The following is a 23046-nucleotide window of genomic DNA, read 5'->3' on the forward strand; positions in this document are numbered from 1 at the left end:
CGTCATTCATCCGCTAGAGGGCGGGACCGCGTGAGGTCGAATGCCCTGGCTCCGGGAGGCCCGATGATTCCGCTGTCCTTTGCCCAGGCCCGCCTCTGGTTCCTCAACCAGGTGGAGGGGCCGAGCCCGACCTACAACGTCCCGCTCACCGTCCGACTGCGCGGCCCGCTCGACCGGGAGGCGCTGCGGGCCGCCGTCACCGACCTGACCGACCGGCACGAGGCGCTGCGCACCGTGTACGTGGAGCGGGACGGCAGCCCCTGGCAGCAGGTGCTGGAGCAGCCCTCGGTGGTCTGGTCGGTCGCCGGGCACAGCGCGGCGGCGGTCCGCACCGCCGCCGCGCACGGCTTCGATCTGGCCACCGAACTTCCGTTGCGGGCCCACCTGTTCGAGGCCGGCCCGACCGACCACACGCTGCTGCTGGTGCTGCACCACATCGCGGCCGACGGCTGGTCGCTGGACCCGCTGCTGCGGGACCTGGCGACCGCCTACCGGGCCCGCTGCCACGGCGGGGCGGCCCCGGAGTGGGAGCCGCTGCCGGTGCAGTACTCCGACTACACGCTCTGGCAGCAGGAGCTGCTCGGCTCGGCCGACGACCCGGAGAGCCTGCTCTCCCAGCAACTCGCTTTCTGGCGCTCGGCGCTGGCCGAGCTGCCGGAGGAGCTGACCGTACCGGCCGACCGCGCCAGGCCCGGCTCGCCGTCGTACCACGGCGAGGTGCTGGCCACCCGGATCGGGCCCGAACTACAGGCCCGGATCAACGAGTTCGCCCGGAGCGGCGAGGCCACCCTGTTCATGGTGGTGCAGGCCGCACTGGCCGCCCTGCTGTCCCGGCTGACCGGGAGCACCGACGTGCCGCTCGGCACGCCGGTGGCCGGGCGGACGGATCGTGAACTGGAGGACCTGGTCGGGTTCTTCGTCAACACCCTGGTGCTGCGCACCGACCTGTCGGGGGCACCCAGCTTCCGCGAGCTGGTGGCCCGGGTCCGGGAGTCCGACCTGGAGGCGTACGCCCACCAGGACCTGCCGTTCGAGCGGCTGGTGGAGGAGCTCAACCCGACCCGCAGCCTGGCAAGGCACCCGCTGTTCCAGGTGATGCTGGTGCTCCAGAACAGCCCCGGGTCGGCGGCCGACTTCCCCGGCCTGACGGTCGAGACCGAGGTCGTCGACCTGGACGTGGCGAAGTTCGACCTGATCGTGGAGCTGGCGGAGGGCCCGGCGGGCGAGGGCATCAGCCTGCTGATGAAGTACGCGACCGATCTGCTCGACCGGGATTCGGTGGTCACGCTGACCGACCGGCTGCTCCGGCTGATCGAGGCGGCGCTCACCGAACCGGACCTGCCGGTGGGTCAGTTGGACCTGTTGTCGGCGGCGGAGCGGCGGACGCTGGCGCTGGACTGGGCGGGCGCTCCCGCCCGGGTCCCGGTGGAGCGGACGGTGCACGAGCTGTTCGCCGAGCAGGCCGCCCTGGCGCCGGACGCCACTGCGCTGGTCTTCGGCGACGAGCGGGTGAGCTACCGGGAGTTGGACGAGCGCTCCACCCAGCTCGCCCACCACCTGATCGCCGAAGGACTCCAACGCGGCGACGTCGCCGGAATTCACCTCGAACGCTCCGTCCACCTCGTCACCGCCGTCCTCGCCGTCCTCAAAGCCGGTGGCACCTACACCATGCTCGACCCCGAATTCCCCGTCGAACGCATCAACTCCCTCCTGCCGACCACCCGACTCGTGGTCACCCGCGCCGCCCTGGCCGGCCGCCTGGCGGCCGACGAGATCCTGATCGAACCCGCCGCCCTGCACCCGATCACGCCGCTGCCCCCGATCGCCGGGCCGCTGGACGCCGCCTGCCTGATGTTCACCTCCGGCTCCACCGGCACGCCGAAAGGAGTCCTCTCCCCGCACCGGGCCATCGTCGGCACCCTGCTCGGCCAGGACTTCGCCACCCTCGACCCTCAGCAGACCTGGCTCCAGTGCTCCCCGGTCTCCTGGGACGCCTTCGCCCTCGAACTCTTCAGCCCACTGCTCTCCGGCGGCACCTGCGTCCTGCAGCCCGGCCAGCGCCCCGAACCGGCCGCCGTCGCCGAGCTGGTGACCCGTCACCAGGTCACCTCGCTGCACGTCTCCGCCAGCCTGCTCAACTTCCTGCTCGACGAATACCCCCAGACCTTCACCGGGCTCGAACAGGTGATGACCGGCGGCGAAGCCGCCTCCATCCCGCACGTCATGCGCCTGATCACCGACTTCCCCAAGCTCCGCCTGGTCAACGGCTACTCCCCCGCCGAATCCATGATCTTCACCGTCGCCCACCACGTCACCCCCCAGGACGCCGACCGCACCAGCATCCCGGTCGGCCGCGCCCTCAACGGCAAACAACTCTGGGTCCTGGATCAGCGGTTGGCCCTGCTGCCTCCCGGCGTCACCGGCGAGCTCTACATGTCCGGCCTCGGCCTCGCCCACGGCTACACCGCCCAACCCGCCCTCACCGCCGAACGCTTCGTCGCCAACCCCCACGCCACCCCCGGCGAACGCATGTACCGCACCGGCGACCTCGTCCGCTGGCTCCCCGACGGCACCCTCGAATTCCTCGGCCGCGCCGACGACCAGGTCAAAATCCGCGGCTTCCGCGTCGAACCCGGCGAAGTGCAGGCGGCGTTGACCGCCCACCAGGGCGTCCGGCAGGCCGCCGCCGTGGTCCGCGAGGACACCCCGGGCGACAAGCGCCTGGTCGCCTACGTGGTCACCGACCACCCGGTCGACCCGACCGCGCTGCGCGCCCTCGTCGCCGCCCGGCTGCCCGAACACCTGGTCCCGTCCGCCGTGGTCGTGCTGGACGCGCTGCCGCTCACCCCGACCGGCAAGCTCGACCGCCGTGCCCTGCCCGCCCCCGACCACACCCCGCGCGAGACCGGCCGCCCGCCCCGGACTCCGCAAGAGGCCCAGCTCTGTGACCTGTTCGCCGAGATCCTGGGCTTCGACCGGGCCGGGATCGAGGACGACTTCTTCGAACTCGGCGGCCACTCCCTGCTGGCCGCCCGCCTGATCGCCCGCATCCGCTCCGCCGCAGGCGTCGAGCTGACCGTCCGAGACCTGTTCGAGGCGCCCACCGTGTCGCGCCTCGCCGAGCGAATCCGTGGCGCCCACCGGGCGCGAAAGGGGTCCTACGTCATGGAGCGTCCCGAAGAGATCCCGCTGTCCTACGCGCAGCGCAGGCTCTGGTTCCTGAACAAGCTGGAGGGGCCGAACAGCACGTACAACGTGGCCCACACCATCCGGCTGCGCGGCCGCCTCGACGTGGACGCGCTGCACAGCGCGGTGTCCGACGTGGTCGGCCGGCACGAGGCGCTGCGCACCGTCTTCCTGGAGGTGGACGGCGAGCCGTACCAGCGAGTGGTGGCGCCCGGCGTGGCCCGGCCGATGGTGACGGTGCTGGACACCGACCCGGACGAGCTGCCGCTCGAACTCGACATGGCCTCCCGGCACTCCTTCGACCTGATGGTCGAACTCCCCATCCGCGCCCACATCTTCGCGGTCGGCCCGGAGGAGCACGTGCTGCTGCTGGTGATGCACCACATCGCCAGCGACGGCTGGTCGCTCGGCCCGGTGATGCGCGACCTGGCCACCGCGTACGGCGCCCGCTGCGAGGGCACCGCCCCGTACTGGGAGCCGCTGCCGGTGCAGTACGTCGACTACACGCTCTGGCAGCAGGACCTGCTCGGCTCGGCGGACGACCCGGACAGCCTGCTCTCCCAGCAACTCGCCTTCTGGCGCCAGGCGCTGGCCGACCTGCCGGAGGAGATCGCGCTCCCGGCCGACCGCAGCCGCCCCGCGCTGCCGACCAACCAGGGCCAGGTCACCACCGCCCGGCTCGGCGAGGGGCTGCACCGCAGGCTGCTGGCCTTCGCCCGGGAGAACAACGCCACCCTCTTCATGGTGATGCAGGCGGCGCTGGCCGGGCTGCTGACCCGGCTCGGCGCGGGCACCGACATCCCCCTCGGCACCCCGACGGCCGGCCGCACCGACGACGCGCTGGAGGAGCTGGTCGGCTTCTTCGTCAACACCCTGGTGCTGCGCACCGACCTCTCCGGCGACCCGACCTTCCGTCAGCTGGTGGCCAGGGTGAAGGAGACCGACCTGGACGCCTACGCCCACCAGGACGTGCCGTTCGAGCGCCTGGTGGAGGAGCTCAACCCGGTCCGCACGCTCTCCCGGCACCCGCTGTTCCAGGTGATGCTGGTGGTGCAGAACAACGCCGAGGCCAAGCTCCGGCTGCCCGGTCTGGACACCGAGATCGCGCCGGTCACCACCGACACCGCCAAGTTCGACCTGACCCTCGGCTTCACCGAGACCTTCGGCCCGGACCGCGAGCCGGCCGGCATCCGGGCGATGGCGGAGTACGCCACCGACCTGTTCGACCGCGCCTCGGTGGAGGTGATCCTCGGTCGGCTGGTCCGCCTGCTGGAGGGTCAGCTCGCCGAACCGGACGTCCCGGTGGGCCGGTTGGAGATCCTCTCCGGCGACGAGCGGCAGGCCCTGCTGGTGGACTGGAACGACACCACCGTGGAGTTCCCGGCCGAGCTCACCGTGCACGAGCTGTTCGAGCAGCAGGCCGCCAGGCAGCCCGCCGCCACCGCGCTGATCTTCGGCGAACAGCACGTCAGCTACCGCGAGTTGAACGAACGCTCCACTCAGCTCGCGCACCACCTGATCGCCGACGGCTTCCGGCGCGGCGACGTCGCCGGGGTCTACCTGGAGCGCGGCGTCGAGCTGGTGGTCGCGGTGCTCGCCGTGCTCAAGGCGGCCGGCACCTACACCATGCTGGACCCGGAGTTCCCGGTCGAGCGGATCGCCACCGTACTGGCCCACACCGACGCCCGACTGCTGCTCACCGTCGAGGAGCTGTCCGGCCGGCTGCCCGGCCCGCACCGCGAACTGGCCCTGGACACCGAGGCCGAGCTGATCGCCCGGCACCCCGTCACCGGCCTCCAGGGGCTGGCCGACCCGGGCGACGCCGCCTGCGTGATGTTCACCTCCGGCTCCACCGGTGTGCCCAAGGGCGTGGTCTCCCCGCACCGCGCGATCGTCGGCACCCTGGTCGGCCAGGGCTTCGTGGACTTCGACCGGGCCCAGGTCTGGCTGCAGTGCGCCCCGGTCTCCTGGGACGCCTTCGCGCTGGAGCTGTTCGGCCCGCTGATGTCCGGCGGGATCTGCGTCCTGCAGCCCGGCCAGCGCCCCGAGCCGGCCGTCATCGCCGAGCTGGTGACCCGCCACCGGGTCACCTCGCTGCACGTCTCCGCCAGCCTGCTCAACTTCTTGCTCGACGAATACCCCCAGACCTTCACCGGACTCCAGCAGGTGATGACCGGCGGCGAAGCCGCCTCCATCCCGCACGTCATGCGCCTGGTCCACAGCTTCCCCAAGCTCCGCCTGGTCAACGGCTACTCCCCCGCCGAATCCATGATCTTCACCGTCTCGCACGAGATCACCCCGGCCGACGGCACCCGCCCGTCCATCCCGGTCGGCCGCCCGCTCGGCAACAAGCGGCTGTACGTCCTGGACGAGGGCCTCGGCCTGGTCGCGCCCGGGGTGACGGGCGAGCTCTACATGTCCGGCGTCGGTCTGGCACACGGCTACGCGGGCCAGGCGGCGCTGACCGCCGAGCGGTTCGTGGCCTGCCCGTACGGCGGCCCGGGCGAGCGGATGTACCGCACCGGCGACCTGGTGCGCTGGCGCGGCGACGGCATCCTGGAGTTCCTCGGCCGGGCCGACGACCAGGTGAAGATCCGCGGCTTCCGGGTCGAGCCGGGCGAGGTGCGGGCCACCCTTGCCGGCTACCCCGGGGTCGGCCAGGCCGCCGTACTGGTCCGGGAGGACCGACCCGGTGACAAGCGGCTGGTCGCCTACGTGGTCACCGACGGCTCGCCGGAGGCCCTGGCGGTGGACGCCGCCGCCCTGCGGGCCCACGTGGCCGGCCTGCTGCCCGAGTACATGGTGCCCTCGGCGGTGGTCTTCCTGGACGCGCTGCCGATCACTCCGACCGGCAAGCTCGACCGGCGCGCCCTGCCCGCCCCCGACCACACCCACCGGCCGCAGGGCCGCGAACCCCGCAACGCCCAGGAGGAGTTGCTCTGCGGACTGTTCGCCGAGATCCTCGGCCTGGCGGCGGTCGGCATCGACGACGACTTCTTCGACCTCGGCGGCCACTCGCTGCTGGTCACCCGCCTGGTCAGCCGGCTCCGCTCGGTGCTCGGTGTCGAGATCGGCATCCGCGACCTCTTCCAGGCCCCGACCGTGGCCCGGCTCGGCAAGCGGGTGGACCGTGCCCAGCACGCCCGCCCGGCGCTCCGCGCGGTGGTCAGGCCGGAGCGTCTTCCACTCTCCTTCGCCCAGCAACGGCTCTGGTTCCTGGGCCAGTTGGAGGAGCAGGGCTCAGCGTACAACGTCCCGCTCACCATCCGCCTGCGCGGCGCGCTGGACACCCGGGCGCTGCGGGACGCCGTCTCGGACGTGGTGGCCCGGCACGAGGTGCTGCGGACCGTCTTCCAGGAGTGGGCCGGCGAGCCCTACCAGCGGGTGCTGACCCCCGAGCAGGCCGGCATCCCGTGGACCGAACTGACCACCGACGAGGAGGGGTTGGCCGCACTGATCGCCGGGGCCGCCAACCAGGGCTTCGACCTGTCGACCCAACCGCCACTGCGGGTGCACCTGTTCGAGCTCGACCAGGAGCAGCACGTGCTGCTCCTGGTGATGCACCACATCGCCAGTGACGGCTGGTCGATGGGCCCGCTGGTCCGCGACCTGGGCGCCGCGTACGCCGCCCGGAGCACCACCGGCGAGGCGCCCGACTGGCAGCCGCTGCCGGTGCAGTACGCCGACTACACCATCTGGCAGCAGGAGCTGCTCGGTGCGGCCGACGACCCGGGCAGCCTGCTCTCCCAGCAACTCGCCTTCTGGCGCTCGGCGCTGGCCGAGCTGCCGGAGGAGCTGACCGTCCCGCTGGACCGCCCGCGTCCGGCCGCTCCGACCAACCTCGGCGACGCGGTCCACGTCACCGTCGGCGCCGAGCTGCACGGCCGACTGCTCAGCTTCGCCCGGGAGAACCAGGCGACCCTGTTCATGGTGCTGCAGGCCGGTCTGGCCGCCCTGCTCTCCCGGCTCGGCGGCGGCACCGACATCCCCCTCGGCACCCCGGTCGCGGGCCGGGTGGACGAGGCCGCCGACGACCTGGTGGGCTTCTTCGTCAACACCCTGCTGCTGCGCACCGACGTCTCGGGCGACCCCGGCTTCCGCGAACTGGTGGCCCGGGTCCGGGAGTCCGACCTGGACGCCTACGCCCACCAGGACGTGCCGTTCGAGCGCCTGGTGGAGGAGCTCAACCCGGTCCGCACACTGGCCAGGCACCCGCTGTTCCAGATCATGCTGGTGGTGCAGAACAACAGCGCCGCCGAGCTGGTGATCCCCGGCCTGGCCGCCGAGATCGTCCCGGCCGGGGTGGACACGGTGAAGTTCGACCTGACGGTGGCCGTCACCGAGCGCCGTGAGGAGGGCGCGCCGGCCGGACTGCGGATCAACGTGGACTACGCCTCCGACCTCTACGACCGGGACACGGTCGAGGAGTTGGCGGCCCGGCTGGTCCGTCTGCTGGAGGGTGCGCTGGCCGCTCCCGAGCTGCCGGTCGGCCTGGTGGACGTGCTGTCGGCGGCGGAGCGGCGGACGCTGGCGCTGGACTGGGCGGGCGCTCCCGCCCGGGTGCCGGTGGAGCGGACGGTGCACGAGCTGTTCGCCGAGCAGGCCGCCCTGGCGCCGGACGCCACCGCGCTGGTCTTCGGCGACGAGCGTGTCACCTACCGGGAGTTGGACGAGCGCTCCACCCGGCTCGCCCACCACCTGATCGCCGAAGGACTCCAACGCGGCGACGTCGCCGGGGTCTACCTCGAACGCTCCGCCCACCTCGTCACCGCCGTCCTCGCCGTCCTCAAAGCCGGCGGCACCTACACCATGCTCGACCCCGAATTCCCCGTCGAACGCATCAACGCGGTGCTCGCCCACACCGGGGCCCGACTGGTCGTCACCCGCTCCACCCTGACCGGCCGGCTCGACGCACCCGAGGTGCTGACCGACCGTCTGCCCGACCTCCCCAGCACTCCGCTGCCCCCGATCGCCGGGCCGCTGGACGCCGCCTGCCTGATGTTCACCTCCGGCTCCACCGGCACCCCCAAGGGCGTGGTCTCCCCGCACCAGGCCATCGTCGGCACCCTGCTCGGCCAGGACTTCGCCACCCTCGACCCCGGCCAGGTCTGGCTCCAGTGCTCGCCGATCTCCTGGGACGCCTTCGCCCTCGAACTCTTCAGCCCACTGCTCTCGGGTGGGGTCTGCGTGCTCCAGCCGGGCCAGCGCCCCGAGCCCACCGTGATCGCCGCCCTGGTCCGCGAGCACGCCGTCACCACGCTGCACGTCTCGGCGAGTCTGCTCAACTTCCTGCTCGACGAATACCCCCAGACCTTCACCGACCTGCGCCAGGTGATGACCGGCGGCGAAGCCGCCTCCATCCCCCACGTCATGCGCCTGATCACCGACTTCCCCAAGCTCCGCCTGGTCAACGGCTACTCCCCCGCCGAATCCATGATCTTCACCGTCGCCCACCACGTCACCCCCCAGGACGCCGACCGCACCAGCATCCCGGTCGGCCGCGCCCTCAACGGCAAACAACTCTGGGTCCTCGACACCCACCTCGGACTGGTCGCCCCCGGCGTCACCGGCGAGCTCTACATGTCCGGCCTCGGCCTCGCCCACGGCTACACCGCCCAACCCGCCCTCACCGCCGAACGCTTCGTCGCCAACCCCCACGCCACCCCCGGCGAACGCATGTACCGCACCGGCGACCTCGTCCGCTGGCTCCCCGACGGCACCCTCGAATTCCTCGGCCGCGCCGACGACCAGGTCAAAATCCGCGGCTTCCGCGTCGAACCCGGCGAAGTCCGCACCGCGGTCGGGAAGTTCCCCGGCATCGGCCAGTCGGCGGTGGTGGTCCGCGAGGACCAGCCCGGTGACAAGCGGCTGGTCGCGTACGTGGTGACGGACCGTCCGGTCGACCCGGTCGCCGTCCGCGCCTTCGTCGCCGAGCTGCTGCCCGAGTACATGGTCCCCTCGGCCGTCGTCCTGCTGGACGCGCTGCCGATGACCCCGACCGGCAAGCTCGACCGGCGCGCCCTGCCCGCTCCCGACCACACCGGCCGCCCGGTCGGCCGAGGCCCCCGGAACGAGCGGGAGGAGAAGCTCTGCGGCCTGTACGCCGAGATCCTCTGCCTGGAGACCGTCGGCATCGACGACAACTTCTTCGACCTCGGTGGCCACTCCCTGCTGGTCACCCGCCTGATCAGCCGGGTCCGTTCGGTGATGAGCGCCGAACTCACCATCAAGGCCGTGTTCGAGGCACCCACCATCGCCGACCTGGCCGGCCGGCTGACCACCGCCACCCGGGCCCGGCCGGCCCTGCGGGCCCGCACCAAGGAGGTCTCCTCGTGATCCCGCTCTCCTACGCCCAGACCCGGCTCTGGTTCTACGAGCAGATCGCGGGTACCAGTTCGGCCTACAACCTCCCCTACGCGCTGCGGCTGACCGGCGAGTTGGACTCCGAGGCGCTGCGCCTCGCCCTGACCGACGTGCTCGACCGGCACGAGGCGCTGCGCACCACCTACGGCGAGGCCGACGGCCGGCCGTACCAGCGGGTGCTGCCGATCGAGGACGTCACCCCGGTCTGGACGGTCGCCCCGAGCAGCGAGCAGGACATCGACGCCGAGCTCGCCGCGGCCTGCAACCTCGCCTTCGACCTGACCACCGACCTGCCGATCCGGCCGTTCCTGTTCCGGCTCTCCGAGCAGCAGCACGTACTGCTGCTGGTGATGCACCACATCGCCACCGACGGCTGGTCACTCGGCCCACTGGTCCGCGACCTGGCCGCCGCCTACCGGGCCCGCTGCCGGGGCGGTGCACCCGACTGGGAGCCGCTCCCGGTCCAGTACACCGACTACACCCTCTGGCAACACGAACTGCTCGGCACCGACGACGACCCGGAGAGCCTGCTCAGTCAGCAACTCGCCCACTGGCGCGAGGCGCTGGCCGGGCTGCCGGACGAGGTTGCGCTGCCACTGGACCGCCCCCGCCCGGCCGTCCCCGCGCACAAGGGCACCGCCGTCTCGGCCGTCAGCACCCCGGAGCTGCACACCCGGCTGCTCGGTTTCGCCCGGGAGCAGCAGGCCACCGTCTTCATGGTGGTGCAGGCGGCGCTCGCCACCCTGATGTCCCGGCTCGGCGCCGGGACCGACATCCCGGTCGGCTCCGCCACCGCGGGCCGCACCGACGAGGCCCTGGACGACCTGGTGGGCTTCTTCGTCAACACCCTGGTGCTGCGCACCGACGTCTCCGGCGACCCCGGCTTCCGCGAGCTGGTGGCCCGGGTCCGGGATTCCGACCTCGCCGCCTTCGCCCACCAGGACGTGCCCTTCGAGCGCCTGGTGGAGGAGCTCAACCCGACCCGCAGCCTGTCCAGACACCCACTGTTCCAGATCATGCTGCTCGCCCAGCAGTCCGGCGACGGCGCCGGCCCGGGACCGGACTTCGCCGAACTCACCGCCGCCCCACTGCCGGTGGGCACCGACGCGGTCAAGTTCGACCTCACCCTGGCGGTCGGCGAGTCCCACCGGGACGGCAGCCCGGCCGGGCTGCGGCTGAACGCCGACTTCGCCACCGAGGTGCTGGACGCCGACACCGTCCGACGGCTGCTCGCCCAGTTGCTCCGGCTGCTGGACTCCGCCCTGGCCGCCCCCGAACTGCCGGTCAGCAGGCTCGACCTGCTCACCGAGGCCGAGCGGCACACCGTCCTGGTGGAGTGGAACGACACCACCGTCCCGCTGCCGGACGGCCGCCCGCTGCCCGAACTGATCGCCGGACACGCCCGCCGCTCCCCCGCCGCGATCGCAGTCGAGCACCGGGACCGGAGCCTCAGCTACGCCGAACTCGACGCCCGGGCCAACCGGTTGGCCCACCGCCTGATCGCGCAGGGCGCCGCTCCCGGGGTGCTGGTCGGGCTCTGCCTGGAGCGCGGCATCGAACGGATCGTCACCCTGCTGGCGATCCTGAAGACCGGCGCCGCGTACGTCACGCTGGACGCCTCCTACCCGGCCGACCGGCTGGCCGTCATCGCCGCGGACGCCGCGCTGCCACTGCTGGTCACCGAGCCCGGCCTGCTCGACCGGCTGCCCACCACCTCGGCCGCCCTGGTGCTGCTCGACAGCCTGCCCGACGGCCCGGTCGACGCACCCGCCGTCACCCTGCACCCGAGGGACGCCGCCTACGTCATCTTCACCTCCGGCTCCACCGGCCGTCCCAAGGGCGTGGTCTGCGAACACGCCGGGCTGACCGACCTGTCCGCCTGGATGGTCCGGGAGTTCGGCCTCGGCACCGCCGACCGGGCCAGCCAGCTCTCCACCCCGGGCTTCGACTCCTCGGTGATCGAGCTCTGGCCGGTGCTGGCCGCCGGTGGCACCGCCGTGCTGCCCGACAGCAGGCTGCTGGAGGACGCCGAGGCGCTCTCCCGGTGGGTGGCCGACTCCGGCACCACGGTCTGCTTCATGCCGACCCCGCGCCTGGAGGCCGCACTCGACGACCTGACGGCCCGGCCGGGGGCGCTGCGCCTGGTCTACGTGGGCGGCGACACGCTGCGTCGCTGGCCCGCGCCGGACTCGCCGTTCCGGCTCTCCAACCAGTACGGGCCGACCGAGTTCACCGTCGCGGCCACCGCCGCCGAGCTCGGCCCCGAGCCCGTCCCCGGTGCCCTGCCGCCGATCGGCGGACCGGTGCACAACACCCGGCTGTACGTGCTCGACCAGCACCTGGCCCCCGTCCCGACCGGCGCCACCGGCGAGCTCTACCTGGCCGGTGCCGGGCTGGCCCGGGGCTACCTCAACCGGCCCGACCTGACCGCCGAACGCTTCGTCGCCTGCCCCTACGGCGCACCGGGCGAGCGGATGTACCGCACCGGCGACCTGGTCCGCCGCCGCCCGGACGGACAGCTCGCCTTCGCCGGACGGGCCGACCAGCAGGTCAAGATCCGCGGCCTGCGGATCGAACTCGGCGAGATCGAGGCGATGCTCACCCGCCACCCCGAGGTCATCCAGGTCGCCCTGGACCTCCACCAGGGCCCCGGCGACCGCAAGGAGCTGGTCGCCTACCTGACCGGCAGCGGGCCGCTCGACCCGGCCGAGCTGCGCCGGCACGCCGCCCGGTGGCTGCCGGACTACATGGTCCCGACCGTGTTCGTGCAGCTCGACGCGCTGCCGCTGACCCCGAACGGCAAGCTCGACCGGCGCGCCCTGCCCGCCCCCGAACTCCCCGTCCGGCAGGCCGGCCGAGGCCCCCGGAACGCCAGGGAGGAGCTGCTCTGCGGCATCTTCGCGGACCTGCTCGGCCTGGAGTCGGCCGGCATCGACGAGAACTTCTTCGACCTCGGCGGCCACTCGCTGCTGGTCACCCGCCTGATCAGCCGGGTCCGCACGGTGATGGGCGCCGAACTCACCGTCAAGGCCGTCTTCGAGTCGCCCACCGTCGCCGACCTGGTCACCCAACTGGTCACCGAGGGCGGCCCGCGCCCAGGACTGCGGCGTACCGACCGGGACTCGGCGATCCCGCTGTCGCCCGCCCAGGCCAGGCTCTGGTTCTACGAGCAGGCCCAGGGCGGCGCCGCGAGCACCGCCTACAACTTCCCGTACGCGATCCGGCTCCGGGGCGAACTGGACGGCGCCGCACTCCAGTTGGCGCTGGACGACGTGATCGCCCGGCACGAGACGCTGCGCACCACCTACCAGGAGGTCGACGGCGAGCCCCGGCAGCGGATCGTCCCGGTCGAGGCGGCCCGCCCCGGCTGGACCTTCGGCCGGTGCGCCGAGCCGGAGCTGGGCGCCGAGCTGGCCCGCGCCTGCAACGTGCCCTTCGACCTGACCACCGACCTGCCGATCCGGCCGCACCTGCTCCGACTGGCCGACCGGGAGCACGTGTTGCTGCTGGTGCTGCACCACATCGCCACCGACGGCTGGTCGCTCGGGCCGTTCACCCGGGACCTGGCGGCCGCCTACCGGTCCCGCCGGGACGGGGCCGCACCGGACTGGCAGCCACTGCCGGTCCAGTACGCCGACTACACCCGCTGGCAGCACGAACTGCTCGGCACCGACGACGACCCGGACACCCTGTTGTCGCGTCAACTCGCCCACTGGCGCGAGGCCCTGGCCGGGCTGCCGGACGAGGTCACCCTCCCGCTGGACCGCCCGCGCCCCGCCACGCCCACCCACCAGGGCGCGGCCGTCACCCTGACCAGCTCGCCCGAGCTGCACGCCCGGCTGCTGGCCTTCACCCGCGAGCAGCACGCCACCCTCTACATGGTCGCCCAGGCCGCGCTGGCGGCGCTGCTCAGCCGGCTCGGCGCGGGCACCGACATCCCGCTCGGCTCGGCCACCGCGGGCCGGACCGACGAAGCGCTGGACGACCTGGTCGGCTTCTTCGTCAACACCCTGGTGCTGCGCACCGACGTCTCCGGCGACCCGACCTTCCGCGAACTGGTCCGCCGGGTCCGGGAGTCCGACCTCGCCGGATACGCCAACCAGGACGTCCCGTTCGAGCGGATCGTCGAGGAGCTCAACCCAGCCCGCAGCCTGTCCAGGCACCCGCTGTTCCAGATCATGCTGCTCGCCCAGCCGCCCGGCAGCGGCCAGGGGCCCGAGTTCACCGGCCTGACCGCCGAGCCCGTCCCGGTCGGCACCGACGCGGTCAAGTTCGACCTCACGCTTGCCGTGGCCGAGACCCGGGAGGACGGCGCCCCGGCCGGGCTGCGGCTGAACGCCGACTACGCCACCGAGCTGTTCGACCAGGAGACCGTCACCCGGCTGCTCGGCCAGTTCCTCCGGCTGCTGGAGGCCGCCCTCGACGACCCCGCCCGGCCGGTCGGCGCCCTGGAGCTGCTCTCCGAGGCCGAGCGGCACACCGTCCTGGTGGAGTGGAACGACACCGCCGTGGCCTTCCCGACCGACCGCCGGGTGCACGAGGTGATCGCCCGGCAGGCCCGGCTGACCCCGACCGCGACCGCCCTAGAGTGCGGCTCCGAACGACTCTCGTACGCCGAACTCGACGCCCGGGCAAATGAGTTGGCGCACCATCTGATCGACCGCGGGGTCACCCCCGGCACCCTGGTCGGGGTCTGCCTGGAGCGCGGCACCGCCCAGGTGGTCACCCTGCTGGCGATCCTCAAGGCGGGTGCGGCCTACGTCCCGCTGGACGCCTCCTACCCCGCCGAACGGCTCGCCTTCATCGCCGCGGACGCCGCGCTGACCCTGCTGGTCACCCAGCCCGAACTGGCCGACCGGCTGCCCGGCACCCCCGCCGTCCTGTTCGGCGCCCAGACCGGCCCCGACACCGCGCCGCCGGTGACCGTGCACCCGAGGGACACCGCGTACGTCATCTACACCTCCGGCTCCACCGGGCGACCCAAGGGCGTGGTCTGCGAACACGCCGGGCTGAGCAACCTGGCCGACTGGATGATCCGGGAGTACGGCCTGACCGCCGCCGACCGCTCCAGCCAGCTCGCCACCCCGGGCTTCGACTCCTCGGTGATGGAGCTCTGGTCGATCCTCTGCGCGGGCGGCACGGCCTGCCTGCCGACCCCCCATCTGCTGGACGACGCCGAGGCGTTGACCCAGTGGGTGGCCGACAGCGGGATCACCGCCTGCTACCTGCCCACGCCCCGGATGGAGGCCGCCCTCGACGACCTGACCGCCAACCCGGGTGCACTGCGTCTGATCTACCTCGGCGGCGACACCCTCCGCCGCTGGCCCGCCCCGGGCGTCCCGTTCCGGATGTCGAACCAGTACGGGCCGACCGAGTTCACCGTCACCACCACCGCCGCCGACCTCGGCCCCGAGCCCAGCCCTGGTGCCCTGCCGCCGATCGGCCGGCCCGCCGCCAACACCCGGGTGTACGTGCTGGACGACCACCTGGCACCCGTCCCGGTGGGCGCCGTCGGCGAGCTCTACCTGGCCGGGGCCGGCCTGACCCGGGGTTACCTCAACCGACCGGGCCTGACCGCTGAACGCTTCGTCGCCTGCCCCTACGGCGCTCCCGGCGAACGCATGTACCGCACCGGCGACCTGGTCCGGCTCCGCCCGGACGGCCAGCTCGCCTTCGGCGGGCGGGCGGACCAGCAGGTGAAGATCCGTGGCCTGCGGATCGAACTCGGCGAGATCGAGGCCCTGCTCACCCGCCACCCCGAGGTCGGCCAGGTGGCCCTGCTGGTCCGGGAGGACCGCCCAGGCGACAAGCGCCTGGTCGCGTATCTGACCGCCGGTCAGCCGCTCGACCCGGCCGAACTGGCCCGGTACGCCGCCCGGTGGCTGCCGCAGTACATGGTCCCGTCCGCCTTCGTGCAGCTCGACCGGCTGCCGCTGACCCCGAACGGCAAGCTGGACCGGCGCGCGCTGCCCGCCCCCGAGCTCCCGGTCGGCGAGACCGGCCGCGATCCCAGGGACGAGCGGGAGCGGGTGCTCTGCGCGATCTTCGCGGAGGTGCTCGGGCAGCCGGCCGTCTCGATCGACGACAGCTTCTTCGACCTCGGCGGCCACTCGCTGCTGGTCACCCGCCTGATCAGCCGGGTCCGCACCGCCCTGGGAGCCGAACTCACCATCCAGGCGGTGTTCGAGGCACCCACCATCGCCGAGCTGGCAGGCAGGCTGACCGACAGGACCCGCCCGGCCCTGCGCCCGGTCGAGCGCGAGGCGGCCGTCCCGCTGTCGCACGCGCAGCACCGGCTCTGGTTCCACGAGCAGATCCAGGGCCCGGGCTCCGCCTACAACCTGCCCTACGCGCTGCGGCTGAGCGGCGAGTTGGACCCCGAGGCGCTCCGCCTCGCGCTGGCCGACGTGCTCGACCGGCACGAGGCGCTGCGCACCACCTACGGCGAGATCGACGGCGAGCCCCGGCAGTTCGTCCGGCCCGCCGGGTCCGCACCCGCCTGGACCTCGGCCGACTGCGCCGAACCGGACCTGGACACCGTCCTGGCCGACGCCTGCGGCCACGTCTTCGACCTGACCACCGACCTGCCGATCCGGCCGTTCCTGTTCCGCCTGGCCGAGCAGGAGCACGTGCTGCTGCTGGTGATGCACCACATCGCCACCGACGGCTGGTCGCTCGGCCCGCTGCTCCGCGACCTGGCCACCGCCTACCGGGCCCGGTGCACCGCCACCGCACCCGACTGGCGGCCGCTCCCGGTCCAGTACGCCGACTACACCCACTGGCAGCACGAACTGCTCGGCACCGACCAGGACCCGGAGAGCCTGCTGTCCCGTCAACTCTCCCACTGGCGCGGCGCGCTGGCCGGTCTGCCGGACGAGGTGCCGCTGCCGCTGGACCGCCCCCGGCCGGCCAAGCCGTCCTTCCGGGGCGCCGCCGCCACCGTCACCAGCAGCCCCGAGCTGCACGCCCGGCTGCTCGCCTTCACCCGCGAGCAGCACGCCACCCTCTACATGGTCGCCCAGGCCGCCCTCGGCGCCCTGCTGGCCCGGCTCGGCGTCGGCACCGACGTCCCGGTCGGCTCGGCCACCGCGGGCCGGACCGACGAAGCGCTGGACGACCTGGTCGGCTTCTTCGTCAACACCCTGGTGCTGCGCACCGACGTCTCCGGCGACCCGACCTTCCGCGAACTGGTCCGCCGGGTCCGGGAGTCCGACCTCGCCGGATACGCCAACCAGGACGTCCCGTTCGAGCGGATCGTCGAGGAGCTCAACCCGACCCGCAGCCTGTCCAGGCACCCGCTGTTCCAGATCATGCTGCTCGCCCAGCCGCCCGGCGAGGGCCACGGCGCGGCCTTCCACGGGCTGACCACCCATCCGGTGGCGATCGGCACCGGCGCCGCCAAGTTCGACCTCACGCTGGCCGTGGCCGAGACCCGGGAGGACGGCGCCCCGGCCGGGCTGCGGCTGAACGCCGACTACGCCACCGACCTGCTCGACCACGACACCGTCACCCGGCTGCTCGGCCAGTTCCTCCGCCTGCTGGAGACCGCGCTGGCCGACCCGGAACTGCCGGTCAGCCGGCTCGACCTGCTCACCGGGGCCGAGCGGCACACCGCCCTGGTGGAGTGGAACGACACCGCCGTGCCGCACGCCGACGGCCGGCCGGTGCCCGAGCTGATCGCCGAGCACGCCCGCCGCACCCCGGCCGCGATCGCGCTGGAGCACGGCGCCGAACGGCTCAGCTATGCCGAACTCGACACCCGGGCCAACCGGTTGGCGCGCCATCTGATCGACCGTGGGGTCACCCCCGGCGCGCTGGTCGGGGTCTGCCTGGACCGGGGCACCGAGCTGATCACCACCCTGCTGGCGATCCTCAAGGCCGGCGCCGCGTACGTTCCGCTGGACGCCTCCTACCCCGCCGAGCGGCTCGCCTTCCTGGTCAAGGACGCCGCGCTAACCCTGGTGGTCACCCGGCCCGAACTGGCCGACCGGCTGCCGTACGTCCCGCTGGTGCTCCCCGGCCACCCCGGCGGACCCGACACCGCACCCACCGTCCGGATCCGGCCCGGGGACGCCGCGTACGTCATCTACACCTCCGGCTCCACCGGCCGCCCCAAGGGGGTGGTCTGCGAACACGCCGGACTGACCGACCTGTGCGCCTGGATCACCGGCGAGTACGGCGTCACGGCCGCCGACCGGGCCAGCCAGCTCGCCACCCCGGGCTTCGACGCCTCGGTGATGGAGCTCTGGCCGGTGCTCACCGCCGGTGGCACCGCCGTCCTGCCCGACACCCGACTGCTGGACGACGCCGAGGCGTTGACCCGCTGGGTGGCCGAGGCCGGGATCACCGCCTGCTTCATGCCGACCCCTCGGCTGGAGGCTTCGCTCGACGACCTGACCGCCGATCCGGGCGCGCTGCGCCTGCTCTACCTGGGTGGTGACACGCTGCGCCGCTGGCCCGCGCCGGGCGTCCCGTTCCGGATGGTCAACATGTACGGGCCGACCGAGTTCACCGTCGCGGCCACCGCCGCCGAGCTCGGCCCGGAGCCCGCCCCGGGCGCACTGCCGCCGATCGGCGGACCGGTGCACAACACCCGGGTCTACGTGCTCGACCGGCACCTGGCCCCCGTCCCGGTCGGCGCCACCGGCGAGCTCTACCTGGCCGGCGCGGGCCTGACCCGGGGCTACCTCAACCGGCCCGGGCTGACCGCCGAGCGGTTCACCGCCAACCCGTACGGCGCACCGGGCGAGCGGATGTACCGCACCGGCGACCTGGTCCGCCGCCGCCCGGACGGCCAACTCGCCTTCGCCGGACGGGCCGACCAGCAGGTCAAGATCCGCGGCCTGCGGATCGAACTCGGCGAGATCGAGGCCCAGTTGGCCCACCACCCGGAGGTCGGCCAGGTCGCCCTGGACGTCCGGGAGGACCGGCCGGGCAGCCGACGGCTGGTCGCCTACCTGACCGCCCCGCACCCGCTCGACCCGGCCGGGCTGCGGGCCTTCGCCGCCGAGCAGCTGCCCGACTACATGGTCCCGGCCGCCTTCGTCCAGCTCGACGCGCTGCCGCTGACCCCGAACGGCAAGCTCGACCGCCGCGCGCTGCCCGCCCCCGACCTGCCCACCCGACAGGCGAGCCGGGGCCCGCGCAACGAACGGGACCGGACGCTCTGCGACATCTTCGCCCAGGTGCTCGGGCAGTCGGAGGTGGGCATCGACGACAACTTCTTCGACCTCGGCGGCCACTCCCTGCTGGCCACCCGGCTGGTCAGCCGGCTCCGCTCGGCGCTCGGCGCCCGGCTGAGCCTGCGGGCCCTGTTCGAGGCACCGACCGTGGCCGAACTGGCCGAACGCCTGGACTCCGGCGAGGAGTCGGACTCGCTGGCCGTCCTGCTGCCGCTCCGGCCGCGCGGCTCGCGCACCCCGCTGTTCTGCGTCCACCCGGCCGCCGGGGTGAGCTGGGTGTTCTCCGGCCTGCTCGGCACCCTCGACCCCGACCAGCCCGTGTACGGCCTCCAGTCCCGGGCGTTCGCCGACCCGGAGGCGGCCCCCGCGAGCATCGAGGAGATGGCCAAGGACTACCTGGAGCAGATCCGCCAGGTCCAGCCCACCGGCCCCTACCAGCTGCTCGGCTGGTCGTACGGCGGCGCGGTCGCGCACTCGATGGCGGTCCAGCTGCGGGCGGCGGGCGAGCAGGTCGCGCTGCTGGCGATGCTGGACGGTTACCCGCCGATCCCGGCCCAGCTCCGGAACTGGTCGCCGGAGGACGGCGAGACGCTCGCCGCCCTGCTCGGCACCCTAGGCTACCCGCTGGACGGCTACCCCGACGGCCGGCCGACCCCGGCCGAGTACCGGACGGCGGTGCACCGCCCCGACGGCCCGCTGGCCGGGCTCGAACCCGAGCTGCTGGCCGCGCTCCCCCGGGTGTTCGCCGGCAACCTCAACCTGCTGGCCGACCACCGCCCCGGCCACTTCGACGGCGAGGTGCTGTTCTACCTGGCCACCGCCGACCGCCCGGCCGACGCCCCCGACCCCGCCGTCTGGCAGCCGTACGTCGGCGGCGGGCTCACCGTGCACCCGATCGACTGCACCCACGCCCGGATGACCGGCCCCGCGCCGCTCGCCGCGATCCGCCCCACCCTGACCGCCGCCCTGCTCACTGGAGACCCCCGATGACCACTGCCCCGCCCACCACCGAGAGCGCCTTCGCCGTCCGGGTGGTCCGCCGTTTCTACGCGTTGGTCGACCAGGGCGACGCGGCCGGCCTGGCCGCGCTGTTCGCGCCGGACGCCGAGTACCGCCGGCCCGGCTACGGGCTGATGACCGGCCCCGAGGGCCTGCTCGGCTTCTACGGGCGCGACCGCACCATCCGCGCGGGCAGCCACACCCTGACCACCGTGCTCGCGGACGGCCCGACGGTCGGCGTCTTCGGCGAGTTCCACGGCGTGCTGCACTCCGGAGCGCCGGTCGACCTGCGGTTCGCCGACAGCTTCACCGTCCGCCCCGACGGGCTGTTCGCCACCCGCGACACCTACTTCTTCGCCCCGCTCGTCTGACCGTCCACCCATCCCCAGAAGGAGAGTCCTACCATGACCACCACCCTCGAGCCCACCGCCCAGGTCGTCGCGAACCCCGGCCACGGCGAGTCCTTCACCGAGCACATGATCAGCATGGAATGGAACGAGCAGGACGGCTGGTCGGCCCCCGAGCTGACCTCCCTGCAGAACCTGTCCGTCCACCCCGGCATGATCGGCCTGCACTACGGCCAGGTCGCCTTCGAGGGCCTCAAGGCGCACCGCCGGGCCGACGGCGCGATGGGCGTCTGGCGCTCCGCCGACCACGCCCTGCGGTTCCAGCGCTCCTGCGCCCGGCTGGCCATGCCCGAGCTCCCGGCCGACGTCTTCGTCTCGGTGGTCGACCAGTTGATCAACGCCGACCAGGGCAGCCTGTCCGACGACCCGTCCCACAGCATCTACCTGCGGCCGATGATGTTCGGCACCGACACCTCGCTGATGCTGCGCCCGTCCCGGACCTACCGGTTCCTGCTGATGGCCTTCGTCGCGGGCGGCTTCTTCGGCGAGAACACCGAGTCGGTCTCGGTCTTCGTCAGCCACGACTACGTCCGGGCCTTCCCCGGCGGCACCGGCAACGTGAAGATCGCGGGCAACTACGCCCCGTCCTTCCTGGCCCAGCGCGAGGCGGAGGCGGCCGGCTGCCAGCAGGTGGTCTGGCTGGACGCTGTGGAGCGGCGCTACCTGGAGGAGATGGGCGGGATGAACATGTTCCTGGTCCGCGGCCGGGGCGCCGACGCCCGGGTGATCACCCCTCAGCTCACCGGCACCCTGCTCCCCGGCGTCACCCGCAACACCATCCTGACCCTGGCCGAGCGGCTCGGGCACCCGGCCGGCGAGGAGCGGATCACCCTGGAGCAGTGGCGCCGCGAGTGCGCCGACGGCACCATCTCGGAGGTCTTCGCCTGCGGCACCGCCGCCGTGGTCACCCCGGTCGGCCGGGTCCGCGACCGGGACGGTGACTGGACCATCGGCGACGGCACCCCGGGCCCGGTCACCCGCGCCCTCCGCACCGCCCTCACCGACCTGCACCACGGCCTCGCCGCCGACCCCGAGGGCTGGCTGCACCCGACCCGCTGACGGTACGGGAGAAGGTGGGTCCGGGCTCCTCCGGGCCCACCTTTTTCGTTCGGGTACTTCCTTGAGCAGAAAATTCCGAAGTTACACACGCCATGCACATTCTTCACCTGATCAGGCGAGCGGACGACCGGATGAAGGGCCCCGGCCACGCGGACGATCTACTGTCGTGACTGACCGGGGGCGAGGGGTCGGCAGGGCCGCTGACATCGTCAATCCCGTTTAGCTCACGCATATTTGACGACCTGTCAGCACGACAGGCGGTCCGCCGTGACCATATGAAGGAGACCCGGCAGATGTCCGTCGACGCAAGCCTGGAGACCACGCAGGCGCAGGAGAAGCAGCTGAGCCTCGGCACAGCCGCTGCGCGCAATCTCGCCACCACGACCAAGTCCGCCCCGCAGATGCAGGAGATCACCTCCCGCTGGCTGCTCAAGGTGCTCCCCTGGGTGCAGACGGCCGGCGGGGCCTACCGGGTCAACCGCCGCCTGACGTACACGGTCGGCGACGGCCGGATCGACTTCGTGAAGACCGGCTCCGAGGTGCGGGTGATCCCGGCCGAGCTCGGTGAGCTGGCACTGCTGCGCGGCTTCGACGACCAGGACGTGCTGGTCGCGCTGGCCGGCCGGTGCGTCCAGCGCGAGTTCCGGGCGGGTGAGGTGCTGGCCGAGCTCGGCGAGCCGAACGACCAGCTGCACCTGCTCGCGCACGGCAAGGTCAGCCGAGCTGGTCTGGACGCGTACGACGCGCCCACCCAGCTCGGCGTGCTGGCCGACGGCGACCGGTTCGGCGAGCAGAGCCTGACCGACGACAACGCGCTGTGGGACTACACGGTCAAGGCCGTCACCAACGGCACCGTGCTCTCGCTCTCCCGGGCCGACTTCCAGACCATCCTGGACGCCTCGCCCGCGCTCCAGGCGCACGTGCAGGAGTTCCTGACCCTCCCCCAGCAGCGGCAGAACGAGCTGGGCGAGGCCGAGATCGCCCTCTCGGCCGGCCACTGGGGCGAGGTCCAGCTGCCCGGCACCTTCGTCGACTACGACGCCTCGCCGCGCGAGTACGAGCTGAGCGTGGCGCAGACCGTGCTCCGGGTGCACACCCGGGTCGCCGACCTCTACAACCAGCCGATGAACCAGACCGAGCACCAGCTCCGGCTGACCGTCGAGGCGCTGCGCGAGCGCCAGGAGTACGAGCTGGTCAACAACCCCGAGTTCGGCCTGCTGAACAACACCGACTTCAAGCAGCGGCTGCAGACCCACTCCGGGCCGCCCACCCCGGACGACCTGGACGAGCTGCTCAGCCGCCGCCGGGACACCGACTTCCTGCTGGCCCACCCGCGCACCATCGCCGCGATCGGCCGCGAGTTCAACGCCCGTGGCCTGTACCCGGACCACGTGGACCTGCACGGCTCCAAGGTGCCGGCCTGGCGCGGGGTGCCGATCCTGCCCTGCAACAAGATCCCGGTCAGCAAGGACCGGACCAGCTCGATCATCGCGATGCGCACCGGCGAGGAGAACCAGGGCGTGATCGGTCTGCACCAGACCGGCATCCCGGACGAGTACCAGCCGAGCCTGTCGGTCCGCTTCATGGGCATCGACGAGAAGGCGATCATCTCCTACCTGGTCACCGCCTACTACTCCGCCGCCGTCCTGGTGCCAGACGCGCTGGGTGTGCTGGAGAACGTCCAGATCGCCAACGGGCGCGACTGATCCATCGGTTGGGCGTCGGGGGGGGCGGGCCGGGGCGGGCCGCCCCCCCCCCGGGGGGGGGGGCCCCCCCAAAAGCATGGCCCCCCGCAGGCGCCGCCACCCATACAACAGCCGGGCCTCGACAAACCCGGACCCGCCCCGCGG

General features: G+C 72.9%; 5 protein-coding genes. All 5 read left to right on the plus strand.

What is annotated here, in order from left to right; genetic code table 11:
- Window positions 1-63 precede the first annotated feature (63 nt).
- The 5 genes from ACIRPK_RS03040 (at window position 64) to ACIRPK_RS03060 (ending at window position 22902) form a co-directional block, all read left to right on the plus strand.
- The gene (locus ACIRPK_RS03040) at window positions 64-9522 is read left to right on the plus strand and encodes an amino acid adenylation domain-containing protein (protein ID WP_403032059.1); all 9459 of its coding nucleotides are present in this window, start codon (window positions 64-66) and stop codon (window positions 9520-9522) included.
- Entirely contained in the window at window positions 9519-19721 is a 10203-nt protein-coding gene (locus ACIRPK_RS03045) for an amino acid adenylation domain-containing protein (RefSeq protein ID WP_403032061.1), read from the plus strand. The genes ACIRPK_RS03040 and ACIRPK_RS03045 overlap by 4 nt, the downstream gene beginning before the upstream one ends.
- A complete protein-coding gene (locus ACIRPK_RS03050) occupies window positions 19718-20101 on the plus strand; it encodes a nuclear transport factor 2 family protein (RefSeq protein ID WP_403032063.1) in 384 nt (127 codons plus the stop codon). Before ACIRPK_RS03045 ends, ACIRPK_RS03050 begins: the two co-directional genes overlap by 4 nt.
- Window positions 20102-20134: 33 nt before the next feature.
- Window positions 20135-21196, plus strand: coding sequence for a branched-chain amino acid aminotransferase (locus ACIRPK_RS03055; protein WP_403032066.1), 1062 nt, complete (start codon window positions 20135-20137; stop codon window positions 21194-21196).
- A 293-nt stretch (window positions 21197-21489) separates the two neighbouring features.
- The gene (locus tag ACIRPK_RS03060) at window positions 21490-22902 is read left to right on the plus strand and encodes a family 2B encapsulin nanocompartment shell protein (RefSeq protein ID WP_403032068.1); all 1413 of its coding nucleotides are present in this window, start codon (window positions 21490-21492) and stop codon (window positions 22900-22902) included.
- Window positions 22903-23046: the final 144 nt, after the last annotated feature.

The sequence above is a fragment of the Kitasatospora sp. NPDC101801 genome (assembly GCF_044766665.1).
Lineage (GTDB): Bacteria > Actinomycetota > Actinomycetes > Streptomycetales > Streptomycetaceae > Kitasatospora.

What these genes read in the sequence shown, in the direction of transcription:
- ACIRPK_RS03060 (WP_403032068.1), top strand. Translation starts at nt 21,490, where the DNA reads ATGTCCGTCGACGCAAGCCTGGAGACCACGCAGGCGCAGGAGAAGCAG.
- ACIRPK_RS03055 (WP_403032066.1), top strand. Translation starts at nt 20,135, where the DNA reads ATGACCACCACCCTCGAGCCCACCGCCCAGGTCGTCGCGAACCCCGGC.
- ACIRPK_RS03050 (WP_403032063.1), top strand. Translation starts at nt 19,718, where the DNA reads ATGACCACTGCCCCGCCCACCACCGAGAGCGCCTTCGCCGTCCGGGTG.
- ACIRPK_RS03040 (WP_403032059.1), top strand. Translation starts at nt 64, where the DNA reads ATGATTCCGCTGTCCTTTGCCCAGGCCCGCCTCTGGTTCCTCAACCAG.